Source organism: Tardiphaga sp. 215_C5_N2_1 (assembly GCF_052076055.1).
Taxonomy (GTDB): Bacteria; Pseudomonadota; Alphaproteobacteria; order Rhizobiales; family Xanthobacteraceae; genus Tardiphaga; species Tardiphaga robiniae.
Map to the genome: position 1 here is coordinate 4,649,198 of NZ_CP197240.1, position 13,070 is coordinate 4,662,267.

13 protein-coding genes are annotated in these 13,070 nt (G+C 61.2%); 11 read left to right on the forward strand and 2 right to left on the reverse strand.

All coding sequences use genetic code 11. The features are described from left to right. Positions 1-85: 85 nt before the first annotated feature. Positions 86-934, reverse strand: a complete 849-nt coding sequence (locus AB7828_RS22180; RefSeq protein WP_441231171.1) for a sulfite exporter TauE/SafE family protein — start codon at positions 932-934, stop codon at positions 86-88. 246 nt (positions 935-1,180) lie between these two features. Here AB7828_RS22180 and sdhC point away from each other — a divergent pair, with 246 nt between their 5' ends. The 9 genes from sdhC (at position 1,181) to AB7828_RS22225 (ending at position 11,686) form a co-directional block, all read left to right on the forward strand. Then, positions 1,181-1,579 carry a succinate dehydrogenase, cytochrome b556 subunit gene (gene sdhC / locus AB7828_RS22185; RefSeq protein ID WP_068737900.1) on the forward strand — a complete coding sequence of 133 codons (399 nt, stop codon included), beginning with the start codon at positions 1,181-1,183 and terminating at the stop codon, positions 1,577-1,579. After that, positions 1,576-1,977, forward strand: a complete 402-nt coding sequence (gene sdhD, locus AB7828_RS22190; RefSeq protein WP_089266497.1) for a succinate dehydrogenase, hydrophobic membrane anchor protein — start codon at positions 1,576-1,578, stop codon at positions 1,975-1,977. The genes sdhC and sdhD overlap by 4 nt, the downstream gene beginning before the upstream one ends. A 3-nt stretch (positions 1,978-1,980) precedes the next feature. Then, positions 1,981-3,819: a succinate dehydrogenase flavoprotein subunit gene (gene sdhA / locus AB7828_RS22195; RefSeq protein WP_089266499.1), complete on the forward strand. Its 1,839-nt coding sequence runs from the start codon at positions 1,981-1,983 to the stop codon at positions 3,817-3,819. 24 nt (positions 3,820-3,843) lie between these two features. Beyond that, positions 3,844-4,626, forward strand: coding sequence for a succinate dehydrogenase iron-sulfur subunit (locus AB7828_RS22200; protein ID WP_441231172.1), 783 nt, complete (start codon positions 3,844-3,846; stop codon positions 4,624-4,626). Between the two features lie 205 nt (positions 4,627-4,831). Continuing rightward, on the forward strand, positions 4,832-5,848 hold the full coding sequence (locus AB7828_RS22205; protein ID WP_441231173.1) for an ABC transporter substrate-binding protein: 1,017 nt from the start codon (positions 4,832-4,834) through the stop codon (positions 5,846-5,848). A gap of 30 nt (positions 5,849-5,878) precedes the next feature. Next, on the forward strand, positions 5,879-6,667 hold the full coding sequence (locus tag AB7828_RS22210) for an ABC transporter ATP-binding protein (protein ID WP_089266501.1): 789 nt from the start codon (positions 5,879-5,881) through the stop codon (positions 6,665-6,667). After that, on the forward strand, positions 6,664-7,437 hold the full coding sequence (locus tag AB7828_RS22215) for an ABC transporter permease (protein ID WP_093757930.1): 774 nt from the start codon (positions 6,664-6,666) through the stop codon (positions 7,435-7,437). Before AB7828_RS22210 ends, AB7828_RS22215 begins: the two co-directional genes overlap by 4 nt. 98 nt (positions 7,438-7,535) lie before the next feature. Next, on the forward strand, positions 7,536-9,665 hold the full coding sequence (locus AB7828_RS22220) for an ATP-binding protein (protein WP_441231174.1): 2,130 nt from the start codon (positions 7,536-7,538) through the stop codon (positions 9,663-9,665). A 50-nt stretch (positions 9,666-9,715) separates the two neighbouring features. Beyond that, positions 9,716-11,686 carry an ABC transporter ATP-binding protein/permease gene (locus AB7828_RS22225; protein ID WP_441231175.1) on the forward strand — a complete coding sequence of 657 codons (1,971 nt, stop codon included), beginning with the start codon at positions 9,716-9,718 and terminating at the stop codon, positions 11,684-11,686. 13 nt (positions 11,687-11,699) lie between these two features. Here AB7828_RS22225 and AB7828_RS22230 read toward each other — a convergent pair whose 3' ends face one another. Then, positions 11,700-12,086 (reverse strand): MAPEG family protein, encoded by a 387-nt coding sequence (locus AB7828_RS22230; RefSeq protein ID WP_441231176.1) that lies wholly within the window; start codon positions 12,084-12,086, stop codon positions 11,700-11,702. A gap of 148 nt (positions 12,087-12,234) precedes the next feature. Between AB7828_RS22230 and AB7828_RS22235 the strand changes: the two genes are divergently transcribed. Further along, a complete protein-coding gene (locus AB7828_RS22235) occupies positions 12,235-12,720 on the forward strand; it encodes a pyridoxamine 5'-phosphate oxidase family protein (protein WP_439065518.1) in 486 nt (161 codons plus the stop codon). Then, a complete protein-coding gene (locus tag AB7828_RS22240; RefSeq protein WP_089266509.1) occupies positions 12,721-12,960 on the forward strand; it encodes a hypothetical protein in 240 nt (79 codons plus the stop codon). Positions 12,961-13,070: the final 110 nt, after the last annotated feature.

The following is a 13,070-nucleotide window of genomic DNA, read 5'->3' on the forward strand; positions in this document are numbered from 1 at the left end:
GTGTGGTCTGACGGCATCCATAGCAAGTTGTGATCCGGATACTATTACGGTTGCTGCTGCGCGTCGGCCGCCCCGATTTACGGGGTCATATTAGAGCGATGACAAACCGGCTGCCGACGATGAATAGATAAATTCCAAACGCCATTTCTAGCGCGCGCTTCGACATTGCATGCGCCGCCTTCACGCCGAGCGGCGCCACCAGCAGGCTGGTCGGCATCACCAGCAGCGCGCCGATCAGCGAGACATAACCGACAGCGAAGGGAAGCTGCAGCGCTGCGACATCGGGAAAGCGCGCGGCGGCCGGCCAGCCGGCATAGATGTAGCCGATGGCGCCGGGGATCGAGATCAGCACGGCGAGTGCTGAGGATGTCGCCACCGCCTGATGGATAGGCCGGCCATAAAAGGTCATCAGCAGGTTCGAGAACAATCCGCCGCCAATGCCCATCAGCGTGGAGAGAAGACCGACGAAGAAGCCGTAAATCTTCATCAGTGGGCCGTCGGGCAAGTCGTCGCCGAGCTTCCAGCCGTCGCGCGCGAGCAGCAGCCGTGCCGCCGCGGACCAGGCAACGGCAACGAAAACGATCTTGAACAGCCGCTCCGGGGCATAACGGGCTGTGACGCTGCCGATGACGACGCCGATCAGGATCGGCCACCACCACTTCCGCAGGATCTCAATATCGACGGCGCCTCGGGCCATATGGGCACGGAAGGACCGGATCGAGGTCGGGATGATAATGGCCAGCGAGGTGCCGATACAGAGCGGCATCCGTACTTCCAGAGGCACTCCGGCGATGCGGAAACACTCGTAAAATACGGGGACCAGGATGGCGCCTCCGCCTATCCCGAAGACACCTGCCAGGAAACCGGCCAGTGCGCCGACGGCAATAAGAAGCGCCGCCAGTTCGACAATCTCGGTTACATTGAGCCCAGCCATTCCCGCCCCGATTGCCATTTGCTATCGCATCATGAAGTTCTCATGAATCGCGCTTCACCAAGGCTGTCAGCAACAAGCCCGGCAACTGTCAATACCCGCAAATGCAAGGCTCATTTGAAGCTCTGAACGATTGTTCGGAGTATGTCATTTCGCGATTGCACTGGTTGTTTTGAGTTCGTAAATAGAATTGCTCTACGCGATCCCCAATCGGGCGCCGTCTGCCCATTAACCTGTCAAAGTTGCTAAATGACCGCTCGGATCGAACGACCCCTTTCGCCGCATCTCCAAGTGTACCGCTGGACCCTGACGATGGCGCTGTCCATCGTGCATCGCGCTACTGGCGTCGCCTTGTATTTCGGCACCTTGCTTCTTGTCTGGTGGCTGATCGCCGCTGCGTCCGGCCCAGCCGCCTATGCACATGTGCAGGCCTTCACCGGCAGCATCATCGGTCGCCTGATCGCATTCGGCTACACATGGGCGCTGATCCATCACGCCATGAGCGGCATCCGCCATCTGGTCTGGGATCTCGGTTACGGTTTCAAGCCTTCCGAACGTGAATGGCTCACCTGGGCCGCATTGATCGGCGGCATCGGCATCACCATCCTGCTCTGGATCATTGCCTACGCGATCGGAGGCGGACGATGAGCGGTTCCAACTCTCCGAAGTCGGTGCGCACGCCGCTCGGTCGCGTTCGCGGTCTCGGCTCCTCGCATTCGGGCACATCAGACTTCTGGCGTCAGCGCCTGACCGCAGTGGCGATGCTGCTTCTGCTGATCCCTGTGATCTTCATCGTGATGTCGGTTTTCAGAAGCAACCAGGCCGGCGTCGCGCAGGTCCTTGGTTCGCCGATCGTGGCTATCGTCATGCTACTCTTCATCGTTGCCAGCATCTGGCACATGAAGATCGGCATGCAGGTCGTGATCGAAGACTATGTCCATGACGAGAAGATCAAGCTGATCTCGATCATCGGCAACAATTTCTTCTCTGCCGCCGTGGCGCTGGCATCGATCTACGCCATCCTTAAACTTTCATCCGGAGTGTAGCGCATGGCCGTCAACGGCACTGGCGCGAACGGCGTTGGCGGCCCCGCCACCAACGGCCACGCCTATCCCATCGAAGATCACACCTATGACGTCGTTGTCGTTGGCGCCGGCGGCGCCGGGCTGCGCGCGACCGTCGGCTGCGGCGAAGCTGGCCTGCGCACCGCCTGTATCACCAAGGTGTTCCCGACCCGCTCGCATACGGTTGCAGCCCAGGGCGGCATCTCCGCCTCGCTCGGCAACATGCACGAGGATAACTGGCGCTGGCACATGTACGACACCGTGAAGGGGTCGGACTGGCTCGGCGATCAGGACTCGATCGAATATATGGTGCGCAACGCGCCCGACGCCGTTTACGAGCTCGAACACTGGGGCGTGCCGTTCTCGCGCACCGAAGACGGCAAGATCTATCAGCGCCCGTTCGGCGGCATGACCATGGATTACGGCAAGGGCCAGGCCCAGCGCACCTGCGCGGCCGCCGACCGTACCGGTCACGCCATGCTGCACACGATGTACGGCCAGGCCCTGCGTCACTCGGCCGAGTTCTTCATCGAATACTTCGCCATCGATCTGATCATGGACGATCAGAATGTCTGCCGCGGCGTCATTGCACTCAAGCTCGACGACGGCACGCTGCATCGCTTCAAGGCGCAGACCGTCATTCTCGCCACCGGCGGCTATGGCCGCGCTTACGCCTCCTGCACCTCGGCGCATACCTGCACTGGTGATGGCGGCGGCATGGCGCTGCGGGCTGGTTTGCCGCTGCAGGACATGGAATTCGTTCAGTTCCATCCGACCGGCATTTACGGTTCGGGCTGTCTCGTCACCGAAGGCGCGCGCGGCGAAGGCGGTTATCTCGTCAATGCCGAAGGCGAGCGCTTCATGGAGCGTTACGCACCGTCCGCCAAGGATCTCGCTTCGCGCGACGTCGTTTCGCGCGCGATGACCATCGAAATTCGCGAAGGTCGCGGCGTCGGCAAGAAGAAGGATCACATCTTCCTTCATCTCGACCATCTCGATCCGAAGGTGCTGGCGGAGCGTCTGCCGGGCATCTCCGACTCGGCACGCATTTTCGCCGGCGTCGATGTCACCAAGGAGCCGATCCCGATCGTCCCGACGGTGCACTACAATATGGGCGGCATCCCGACCAACTATCACGGCGAAGTCGTCACCAAGAAAGACGGCGACGACAATGCGGTGGTGCAGGGCCTGATGGCCGTGGGCGAAGCTGCCTGCGTGTCGGTGCACGGCGCCAACCGTCTCGGCTCCAACTCGCTGATCGATCTCGTGGTGTTCGGCCGTGCGGCCGCGCTGCGCTGCGCTGAGAAGCTGACGCCGAATGCCAAGCAGCCCGACCTGCCGAAGGACTCGGCCGACCGCGCGCTTGGTCGTCTCGATCACTACCGCTATGCGAAGGGTGGCACTTCGACCGCGAAGATCCGCGAGAACATGCAGCATGTGATGCAGACCAACTGCGCCGTGTTCCGCACTGGTGAAGTGCTGAACGAAGGCAAGGAGTTGATCCACAAGGTGTACGGCGGTATCGGCGATATCGCCGTGTCTGACCGGTCGCTGGTGTGGAATTCGGATCTCATCGAGACCCTCGAATTCGACAACCTGATCACTCAGGCCATCGTCACCATGGACTCGGCTGCGAACCGCACCGAGAGCCGCGGCGCGCATGCGCGCGAGGACTTCTCAGATCGCGACGACAAGAACTGGATGAAGCACACGCTGGCGTGGATCGATGGGGGCGGTAAGACCACCATCGATTATCGCCCGGTGCACGACTACACGATGACCAACGACGTTCAGTACATCGTGCCCAAAGCGCGCGTGTACTAATGATGACAGCGAAGGCTTGAGAGAATGGCTGAGTTCGCACTTCCGAAGAATTCCAAGATCACCGGCGGCAAGGAATGGCCGAAGCCGGCCGGCGCCACGCAGATGCGCGAATTCCGCGTCTATCGCTGGAATCCGGATGACGGCAAGAACCCGTCGGTCGACACCTATCACATCGATACCAACGACTGCGGTCCGATGGTTCTCGATGGTCTGATCTGGATCAAGAACAACATTGATCCGACGCTGACCTTCCGCCGCTCTTGCCGCGAAGGCGTCTGCGGCTCCTGCGCCATGAACATCGATGGCCAGAACACCTTGGCCTGCACCCGTGCGATGGACGAAGTCGACGACGGCGCCATCAAGGTCAATCCGCTGCCGCATCAGCCCGTCGTGAAGGACCTGGTGCCGGATCTCACCAACTTCTACGCCCAGTATGCGTCGATCGAGCCGTGGCTGAAGACCACTACGCCGACCCCGCAGAAGGAATGGAAGCAGAGCCATTCGGACCGCGAGAAGCTCGACGGCCTCTACGAATGCATCCTGTGCGCCTGCTGCTCGACCTCATGCCCGAGCTATTGGTGGAACAGCGACCGCTTCCTCGGTCCGGCTGCCCTCCTTCAGGCCACCCGCTGGGTCAAGGACTCCCGCGACGAAGCCACCGGCGAACGTCTCGACAATCTCGAGGATCCGTTCCGGCTCTATCGCTGCCACACCATCATGAACTGCGCCAAGGCGTGCCCGAAGGGTCTCAACCCCTCTGAAGCCATCGCCGAGCTGAAGATGAAGATGGTCGAGCGTCAGGTCTGACGTTTTAAGGATCCGGGTTTGCCGATCAGGACACCGGTCTGCGCAAGCAGGCCGGTGTTCTTTTTTGCTCACGATTTAAGCATATTGCCTCCTCGAACCCGATCCCTCGGAGCCGCGGCGCTATTTCTCGTTGAAAAGGGGACTCGCCAAGGTTGGCACGGGCTGTGCTAGCCTGTGCCTGATAATTGATCAGGGGGAGTTTTTCATGTTTCGTCAGCTGGGTTTGAGCGTCATGGCGGGTGCAGCGCTGCTGGCGTCTGCGCTATCCGCGAGCGCCGACACCGATGTCAAATTCGCGCTCGACTGGAAATTCGAAGGTCCGTCCGCGCCGTATTTCGTTGCGCTCGACAAAGGCTACTACAAGGCCGAAGGCCTCAACGTAACCATCGACTCCGGTCCAGGCTCGGTCGCCGGCATCGCGCGGGTCGCGGCGGGCACCTATCCGATCGGCTTCTTCGACATCAATTCGCTGGCGCGCTTTCGCGACCAGAATCCTGACAAGGACGTCAAGGGCGTCCTCATGGTCTATGACAAGCCGCCCTTCTCGATTGTCAGTATCGCGAAGTCCGGCATCAATGGGCCGAAGGACCTAGAAGGCAAGATCCTCGGCGCACCGGCGCCGGACGGTGCATTCGCGCAGTGGAAGGCCTTCGTCAAAGAGAACAAGATCGACGACAGCAAGGTGAAGATCGAGAATGTCGGCTTCCCCGTACGCGAGCCGATGCTCGCCGACGGCAAGGTCGATGCGATCACCGGCTTCTCGTTCTCGTCCTACTTCAACCTGATGTCCAAGGGCATCGCCGAAAAGGACATCAAGGTAATGCTGATGTCCGACTACGGCATCGTGCTCTATGGCAATGCCATCATGGTGAACCCCGAATTCGCCAAGGCCAATCCGAAGGTGGTCGCCGGTTTCGTGCGCGCGACCGTCAAGGGCATTATCGACACCATCAAGGACCCCGACACTGCCATCAAGTCGGTGATGAAGCGTAACGAGACCGCCGACGAGAAGATCGAACTCGCCCGTCTCAAGATGTCGCTGAAGGACAACTTCGTGACCCCGTGGGTGAAGGCCAATGGCGTCGGCGGCATCGATGAGAAGCGCATGACGGATGCTATCGATCAGATCGCTGTGACCTACGAGTTCAAGAATCCGAAACCGAAGGCGGGGGATCTGTTCACGTCGGAGTATCTGCCCCCGGTCGACGCACGCAAGTTCTAAGCGCCACGACAGAAGGTCAGGTCGCCGCGCATGGAAGCGTTCGTAGATATCGACGGCGTCACGCTGAAATACCGTGGCGCCTCGGGTGACATTGTCGCGCTTCAGGATGCGACGCTCAAAGTCCAGCGCGGCGAATTCGCCGCGGTGGTCGGCCCCTCCGGCTGCGGCAAGTCCACCTTGATGCGGCTTGTCACGGGCCTGCACAAGCCGACGGCCGGCACTATCGCCATCGACGGCAAACAGGTGACAGGCCCGGTCAAGATGGCCGGCATGGCGTTCCAGAACGCCAACATGCTGCCGTGGCGCAAGGTGATCGACAACGTCCTGCTGCCGCTGGAAATCGTAGAACCACATCGCTCGCAGTTTCGTTCCAAGAAAGTGGAGTTCCGCGCCAAGGCCGAGCAGTTGCTGGCCACGGTCGGTCTCGCCGGCTTCGGCGACCGCTATCCCTGGGAATTGTCCGGCGGCATGCAGCAGCGTGTCTCGCTGTGCCGCTCGCTGATCCACGAGCCGGCGCTGCTGATGCTCGACGAGCCCTTCGCCGCCCTCGACGCGTTCACGCGCGAGGAGCTGTGGTGCGTGCTGCGCGATCTCTGGCAGCGACTGGGCTTCACGGTGATTCTGGTGACGCACGATCTGCGCGAGGCGGCGTTCCTCGCCGACAATATCTACGTCATGAGCGCGCGCCCCGGTCACATCGTCCAGATCAAACCGGTGGATTTCCCGCGCCCGCGCGATCTGCAGGTGACCTATGAAAAGGATTTCGGTGACATCGTGATGGAGCTGCGCATGAAGATCGCACAGGTGCGCCAGTCATGAACCCGCGGACTCTTGAAAAGCTTTCGCCCTGGCTCTTCACCATTGCCATCTTCCTGGTCTGGGAGCTGGCCTGCATCGTCTTCAAGGTCAACACGTCGGTACTGCAGCCGCCATCGGCCGCCTTTGCGGCGATGTTCAAACTCTGGCGTGTGTTTCTCTATCATTCCTGGGTCACGCTCTGGGTGACCATGGTCGGATTTGCCCTGGCCGTGGGCTTCGGCATCATTCTCGGTCTCGTCGTGGGGTGGTCGCGTGCGATCTATCGCGGGCTCTATCCGGTGATGATCGGCTTCAACACCATCCCGAAGGTCGCCATCGTCCCGCTGCTGATCCTGTGGTTCGGCATCGGCGAAGTGCCGGCAATCGTCACCGCCTTCCTGATTTCGTTCTTCCCGATCGTGGTCAATATCGCCACCGGTCTGGCGACAACCGAACCGGAACTCGAGGACGTGTTGCGGGCCCTCGGTGCTGGCAAGCTCGACATCATGCTCAAGGTCGGCATTCCGCGTGCGCTGCCATATTTCTTTGGCTCGCTGAAGATCGCCATCACGCTGGCTTTCGTCGGCACCGTCGTGTCGGAAACGCTCGGCGCTAATGCCGGGCTCGGCTATCTGATCGCGCTGGAGGGGGCCAGCTTCCGTATGGCGAATGTCTACGCCGCCTTGCTGCTGCTCGCCTTTGAAGGCGTGCTCATGTACGCGGTCTTCGCGGGGATCGAGCAGCATTTCACCAAATGGGCCTTCCGGTCGCAAATGAGCGCGGCCGGCTAACGCCACAGGACCTCCTCCGCCCACGGCGGGTTCCCGCCCGCGGAGCGGTTGGTGAGACACCGCCCTTGCGCTAGACTGCAGGGAGTCGGGCAGGTGCTGTGAAGACCGAACACCAAAATTCGTTGAGAACGCTGCAATGGATGATGGCTGCATCGCTGGCCCTTCCGCTTGCACTGTTTCTGTTCGCGGCGGCGACGTCGTGGGTGTCGACCCGCGAAATCGCCGACCGCGAGATCGAGCGTGCGCTCGATGTGGCGCATGAACACGCTTTAAAGGTGTTCGAGACGATCGACCGCAGCCTGTCGGAAATGAACGAGATCGTACGCGGTAAATCCGACGACGAGCTGCGTGCGCAATCGGACCGGATGGCGGGCCGGCTGAAGCAGCTCACCGATGCGCTGCCGCAGTTGAAGTCGGTCTGGGTGTTCGACAACAAAGGTCGCGCGCTGGTCAACAGTCTGGATCTGACGCTGTCGGATCTCGATTTCTCTGATCGCGATTATTACAGGGTCCATATCGCAGGTGATGCCGGCACGTTCATCGGTCAATCATTGTTGCCGCGCCCGCCCTATCAGGGGGCGCCGTTCTTTGGTGTGAGCCGCAGGCGGGTCTCGGCCGATGGCAGCTTCGCCGGCGTGGTGCAGGCCTCTGTCTTTCCGGAATATTTCGATCGTTTCTATGCGCGCATCGGCCACGATGCCGGGAGCTTCTTTGCGCTTGGTCTCACCGATGGTTCGATACTGGCACGTTATCCGCAGCTCGATCGTGAGGTGCGTCTCGATCCCAAGGGGCCCGTGGGCCGCACCCTGTCGGCCCATCCGGCTGGAGGACTGGTCACGCTTGTCTCGCCCGGCGACAATGTCGAGCGCCGTATCGGCTATCAGCAGCTCGCCGGCTATCCGGTCTATGTCGCGGCAGGCCTTGAGACGTCAGCGATCCGTGCGCGCTGGCTGCGCACCATCAGCTATCATCTGATCTTCGGCGTTCCTGCGACGGCATTGCTATTCCTGTTGCTGGCATTCGCGATCCGTCGCACCCGCCGGCTTAATTTCGAAGCGATGAAACGGCGTGAGGCCGAAGAAGCGCTGAAACATGGCCAGCGGCTCGAAGCACTCGGCCAGTTGACTGGCGGCGTCGCGCATGACTTCAACAATCTCCTCACCGTGATCCGCTCGTCAGTCGACTTGCTGCAACGGCCCGATCTCTCGCCGGATCGTCGTGCCCGCTACATTGCAGCGATCTCCGAAACAGTGAATCGCGCCGCCAAGCTGACAGCGCAATTGCTGGCCTTTGCGCGGCGCCAGACGCTGAAGCCTGAAGTATTCGACGTCGGCCAATGCGTCCATTCGGTGAGCGAGATTATCGGCACGCTGACGGGCGCGCCCATCGAAATTATGACCCATGTGCCCGATGAGGCGTTGTTTGTGGATGCCGATATCGGCCAGTTCGAAACCGCGTTGATCAACATCGCGGTTAACGCGCGCGATGCCATGGCGGGCGAGGGGCGGCTGACGATCGCCGTCAGCGCGGCAGAGCAAGTCCCTGTTGCGCTTGCCCTGAGGTCTGACGGCTATGTGGCGATCTCAGTATCCGACACTGGCAGCGGTATTCCTGCCGATCAGTTCGAGCACATCTTCGAGCCATTCTATACGACCAAGGAAGTCGGGCAGGGCACAGGCCTCGGGCTTTCGCAGGTGTTCGGCTTTGCCAAACAATCCGGCGGTGAGGTCGTGGTCGCCAGCGAAGTCGGCAAGGGCAGCACTTTCACGCTTTATCTGCCGCGCGTCTCCGGCGACAGCATCTCGCCGGCGCTGTCGGCGAGCGAAGCGCCCGTCGTCGATGGCCACGGCATGTCGGTGCTGGTGGTGGAGGACAATCGCGACGTCGGGACTTTTGCGACCGATGCGCTGAGCGAGCTTGGCTACACCACGGTGTTGCGGCCGAACGCTCAGGAAGCGCTCGTCGAACTCGCCCGTCATGCCACGCACTATGACGTCGTGTTCTCCGATGTCGTGATGCCTGGAATGACCGGCATCGAACTGGCGCAGGAGATTCGAAAACTCTATCCGGATCTGCCGGTGGTGCTGACCTCCGGCTACAGTCACGTGCTTGCGCAGAACGGTACCTTCGGGTTCGAGCTGCTGCATAAGCCCTATTCGATCGAGCAATTGTCGCGGGTGCTCACGAAGGCCGGCACCTGGCGCAAGGCTCAGCGCGAAGCCGTCTGAGTCGCCGGGAACCCTCGGGAACCTTTTGATTTCCTTGGCGTTATCGCGCCATGAGCAAACATTCAGTTAACGAAGTCAAGCCCGCGCCCGCATCCGACGCGAGGGGGCCGATTGTCGGGGTCGTCGATGAGGCCGGTAAGCATATCGAGCCGCCGCCGCCTGAAGTGGTCGAACCCGATCCGGACCTGACGCCGGAAGAGGCCGAGCAGGCGCGCAAGAATTATCTACTGACGCGGTTCTGGATCAGCGCGCGTGGCTTCTGGGGCAAGTCGGGCGACAGGCTAGCCTGGGTGTTCTCGGTCGGGCTGCTGCTGCTCATCGTCGCCAATGTGGCGTTTCAATACGGCATCAATGTCTGGAACCGCGCGATCTTCGACGCCATCGAGAAACGCGATGCGGCCAGCGTGTTTCATCTCACCGGCGTGTTCTTTCCGCTCGCCATCGGCAGCGTGCTCCTTGGCGTCGCGCAGGTCTATGGCCGCATGGGTATCCAGCGTCGCTGGCGCGCATGGCTGACCAATTCTGTGGTGTCGCGCTGGCTCACCAGCGGCCGCTATTATCAGCTTAATCTCGTCGGCGGCGATCACCAGAATCCCGAATATCGGATCGCCGAGGATCTGCGCATCGCGACCGACTCGCCTGTCGACTTCGTCTCCGGCGTCATCGCGGCATTTCTCTCCGCCACCACCTTCATCGTCGTGCTGTGGACCATCGGCGGCGCGCTGACGCTGACGGTGGGCGGAAGTCTCATCACCATTCCCGGCTTCCTTGTCATTGCCGCGATCATCTATGCGGCCATTGCGTCCGGCTCGATCATGGCGATCGGCCGGCGTTTCGTGCAGATTTCCGAGGACAAAAACCAGGCCGAGGCGGAGTATCGTTATGCGCTTACCCGCGTGCGCGAGAACGGCGAGAGTATCGCGCTGGTCGGCGGCGAAGAGGAAGAGCGCGACGGGATCGACAAGACCTTCGGCAATGTCCTCAGGCAATGGGCGCGTCTCGCCGGACAGCATATGCGCACCACGCTGGTGTCGCAGGGCTCGAGCCTGATCGCGCCCGTCGTACCGCTGTTGCTGTGCGCGCCGAAGTTTCTCGACGGCAGCATGTCGCTCGGTCAGGTGATGCAGGCGGCGTCTGCCTTCACCATCGTGCAAAGCGCATTCGGCTGGCTGGTCGATAACTATCCGCGCCTTGCCGATTGGAACGCCTGCGCGCGCCGCATCGCCTCGCTGATGATGTCGCTGGACGGCCTCGAACGCGCTGAACTCGGCGACGGTATCGGTCGTATCAAGCGCGGTGAAACGACGGATGAGACGATGCTGAGCCTGCATGATCTCTCCGTGACGCTCGATGACGGCACTGCCGTCGTCGGCGATGCCGAAGTGAAGATCGAGCCTGGCGAACGTCTGCTTGTCGCGGGCGAGTCCGGCACCGGCAAAAGCACGCTGGTGCGTGCCATTGCGGGCCTGTGGCCATGGGGCGGCGGTAGCGTCAATTTCCATCCGGACCGGAGGCTCTTTATGCTGCCGCAGAAGCCCTATGTGCCGTCAGGCACCTTGCGCCGCGCAGCCGCCTATCCCGCGGCGTCGGAAGACTGGACCGTCGAGCAGATCGGCGAGGCCCTCGACAAGGTCGGGCTCGGCCATCTCAAGGAGAAGATCGAGGAGGATGCGCCGTGGGACCAGACGCTGTCCGGCGGCGAGAAGCAGCGTCTCGCTTTCGCGCGGCTGTTTTTGCACCGTCCTGATATCATTGTGTTGGACGAAGCGACCTCGGCACTGGACGCAAAGAGCCAGGACAAGATGATGGAGCTGCTCACCAAGGAACTGCCCAACGCCACGGTGGTATCTGTCGCCCATCGAGTTGAGCTTGAGGCCTTCCATAGCCGCAAGATCGTGCTGGAGCGCCGCAAGGGCGGCGCCAAGCTGGTCAGCGACATCGATCTCATACCGCGCAAGGGCAAGCGCCGTCTGCTCGGACGCTTCCTGCGCCATCGCAAGCCGGCCAAGAGCGCGGCGTGATCTGTGCCTGGAACTAGAAGAAGTTGATCTTCAGCGCCGGCGACAGGAAGATCGCGATATTGGCGAAGAGCCCGCCGGCATAGGCGGCTGAGCGCAGCGACGATTTATCCGCGATGTACAACAGCGCGTGCGCAATCCGAAACGCGAGATAGAGGGCGGCCAGCACGCTCACGGTCGTCGCCGATGCGCCAAAATTCAGCGCTGCGATGACCGAGACGGCGTAGAACGGGAAGCTCTCGAAGGCATTCTGATGCGCGGCATAGGCGCGGCGTTTGGCACCTGAGAGGTTCTCGGCGCTGTCGCGCGGCGAGCTGTTATCGCGCGATCCCGCTTTGGCATAACCAATAATGATCAGCGGCAGCAGTGCAGCAATCAGAATGCTCCAATAGGCGAACGGCATCGAAATCCCCCAGGTCAAATAGTATGGCCAAACTGCGTCTTGATGGGCGGTTCCTGTTCCGCTGTCAAACCCGCCTTCATCCGGCCCGTTGTCGCGGAACATCGCATCGATCGCGCCGTTGTTAGTTCAGCCCCAAGGGAGACAGATGATGGCCAATGACAATACCCGTGATATCGAACGCGCCTGGGAATTGATGAAGAAGATCGGTTTCGCCATGCTGGTGACGCATGATGGCGACAAGCTGCGAGCGCGCCCGATGGCCGCCTATGTGGATCGCGATGCGGATGCGGTCTACTTCCTCAGCGATGCGCGCAGACACAAGGATGATGAGATCAAGCGCAATCCGAACGTGAATCTCTCTTTCGCGGATGCGGGCGATCAGAAGTATGTCTCGGTGAGCGGTACTGCTGCCGTCTCGAACGATCGCGCCAAGATCAAGGAGCTGTTCACCACCTCCGCAAAGGCGTGGTGGGACAGCGCGGAAGATCCGAATATTCGTGTGCTGAAGTTCACGCCTGACGATGCCGAGTTCTGGGACTCGCCGGGCACTGTGATCAGCTATGTCAAGATGGCCGCTGCGGCTGTGACTGGTACGCGTCCGGACATCGGCACCAACCGTAAGGTCGCAATCTAGATGCCTAAAGACGATTCACCCGGCATCGATCCCGTCGAGGATCCGCCGATCAAGCCCGGTCAACCCTCCGAACCGCCGCAGGAGAGCCCGCCGGGCAATCCGCGGCCCGAGGTACCGCCGCCGGTGCGCGATCCCGGTGAGCCGTCGCGACCCGAAGAGTTACCTGGAGATGTGCCTGATGAGATGCCGGTGCCAAATCCTGATATCAATCCGGGTCAGCAGCCGCCTGCAGTGATGTAGCGAACTACAGATCGATGGCCTGAACGCGCAATGAACAAAGCGCGTTTGGGCCATTGTCGTGTCGAAAATAAAAACGAATTTGCATTTGCCTGTCGCCACATTCCGGCCCA

What these genes read in the sequence shown, in the direction of transcription:
- AB7828_RS22180 (WP_441231171.1), bottom strand. Translation starts at nt 934, where the DNA reads ATGGCTGGGCTCAATGTAACCGAGATTGTCGAACTGGCGGCGCTTCTT.
- sdhC (WP_068737900.1), top strand. Translation starts at nt 1,181, where the DNA reads ATGACCGCTCGGATCGAACGACCCCTTTCGCCGCATCTCCAAGTGTAC.
- sdhD (WP_089266497.1), top strand. Translation starts at nt 1,576, where the DNA reads ATGAGCGGTTCCAACTCTCCGAAGTCGGTGCGCACGCCGCTCGGTCGC.
- sdhA (WP_089266499.1), top strand. Translation starts at nt 1,981, where the DNA reads ATGGCCGTCAACGGCACTGGCGCGAACGGCGTTGGCGGCCCCGCCACC.
- AB7828_RS22200 (WP_441231172.1), top strand. Translation starts at nt 3,844, where the DNA reads ATGGCTGAGTTCGCACTTCCGAAGAATTCCAAGATCACCGGCGGCAAG.
- AB7828_RS22205 (WP_441231173.1), top strand. Translation starts at nt 4,832, where the DNA reads ATGTTTCGTCAGCTGGGTTTGAGCGTCATGGCGGGTGCAGCGCTGCTG.
- AB7828_RS22210 (WP_089266501.1), top strand. Translation starts at nt 5,879, where the DNA reads ATGGAAGCGTTCGTAGATATCGACGGCGTCACGCTGAAATACCGTGGC.
- AB7828_RS22215 (WP_093757930.1), top strand. Translation starts at nt 6,664, where the DNA reads ATGAACCCGCGGACTCTTGAAAAGCTTTCGCCCTGGCTCTTCACCATT.
- AB7828_RS22225 (WP_441231175.1), top strand. Translation starts at nt 9,716, where the DNA reads ATGAGCAAACATTCAGTTAACGAAGTCAAGCCCGCGCCCGCATCCGAC.
- AB7828_RS22230 (WP_441231176.1), bottom strand. Translation starts at nt 12,086, where the DNA reads ATGCCGTTCGCCTATTGGAGCATTCTGATTGCTGCACTGCTGCCGCTG.
- AB7828_RS22235 (WP_439065518.1), top strand. Translation starts at nt 12,235, where the DNA reads ATGGCCAATGACAATACCCGTGATATCGAACGCGCCTGGGAATTGATG.
- AB7828_RS22240 (WP_089266509.1), top strand. Translation starts at nt 12,721, where the DNA reads ATGCCTAAAGACGATTCACCCGGCATCGATCCCGTCGAGGATCCGCCG.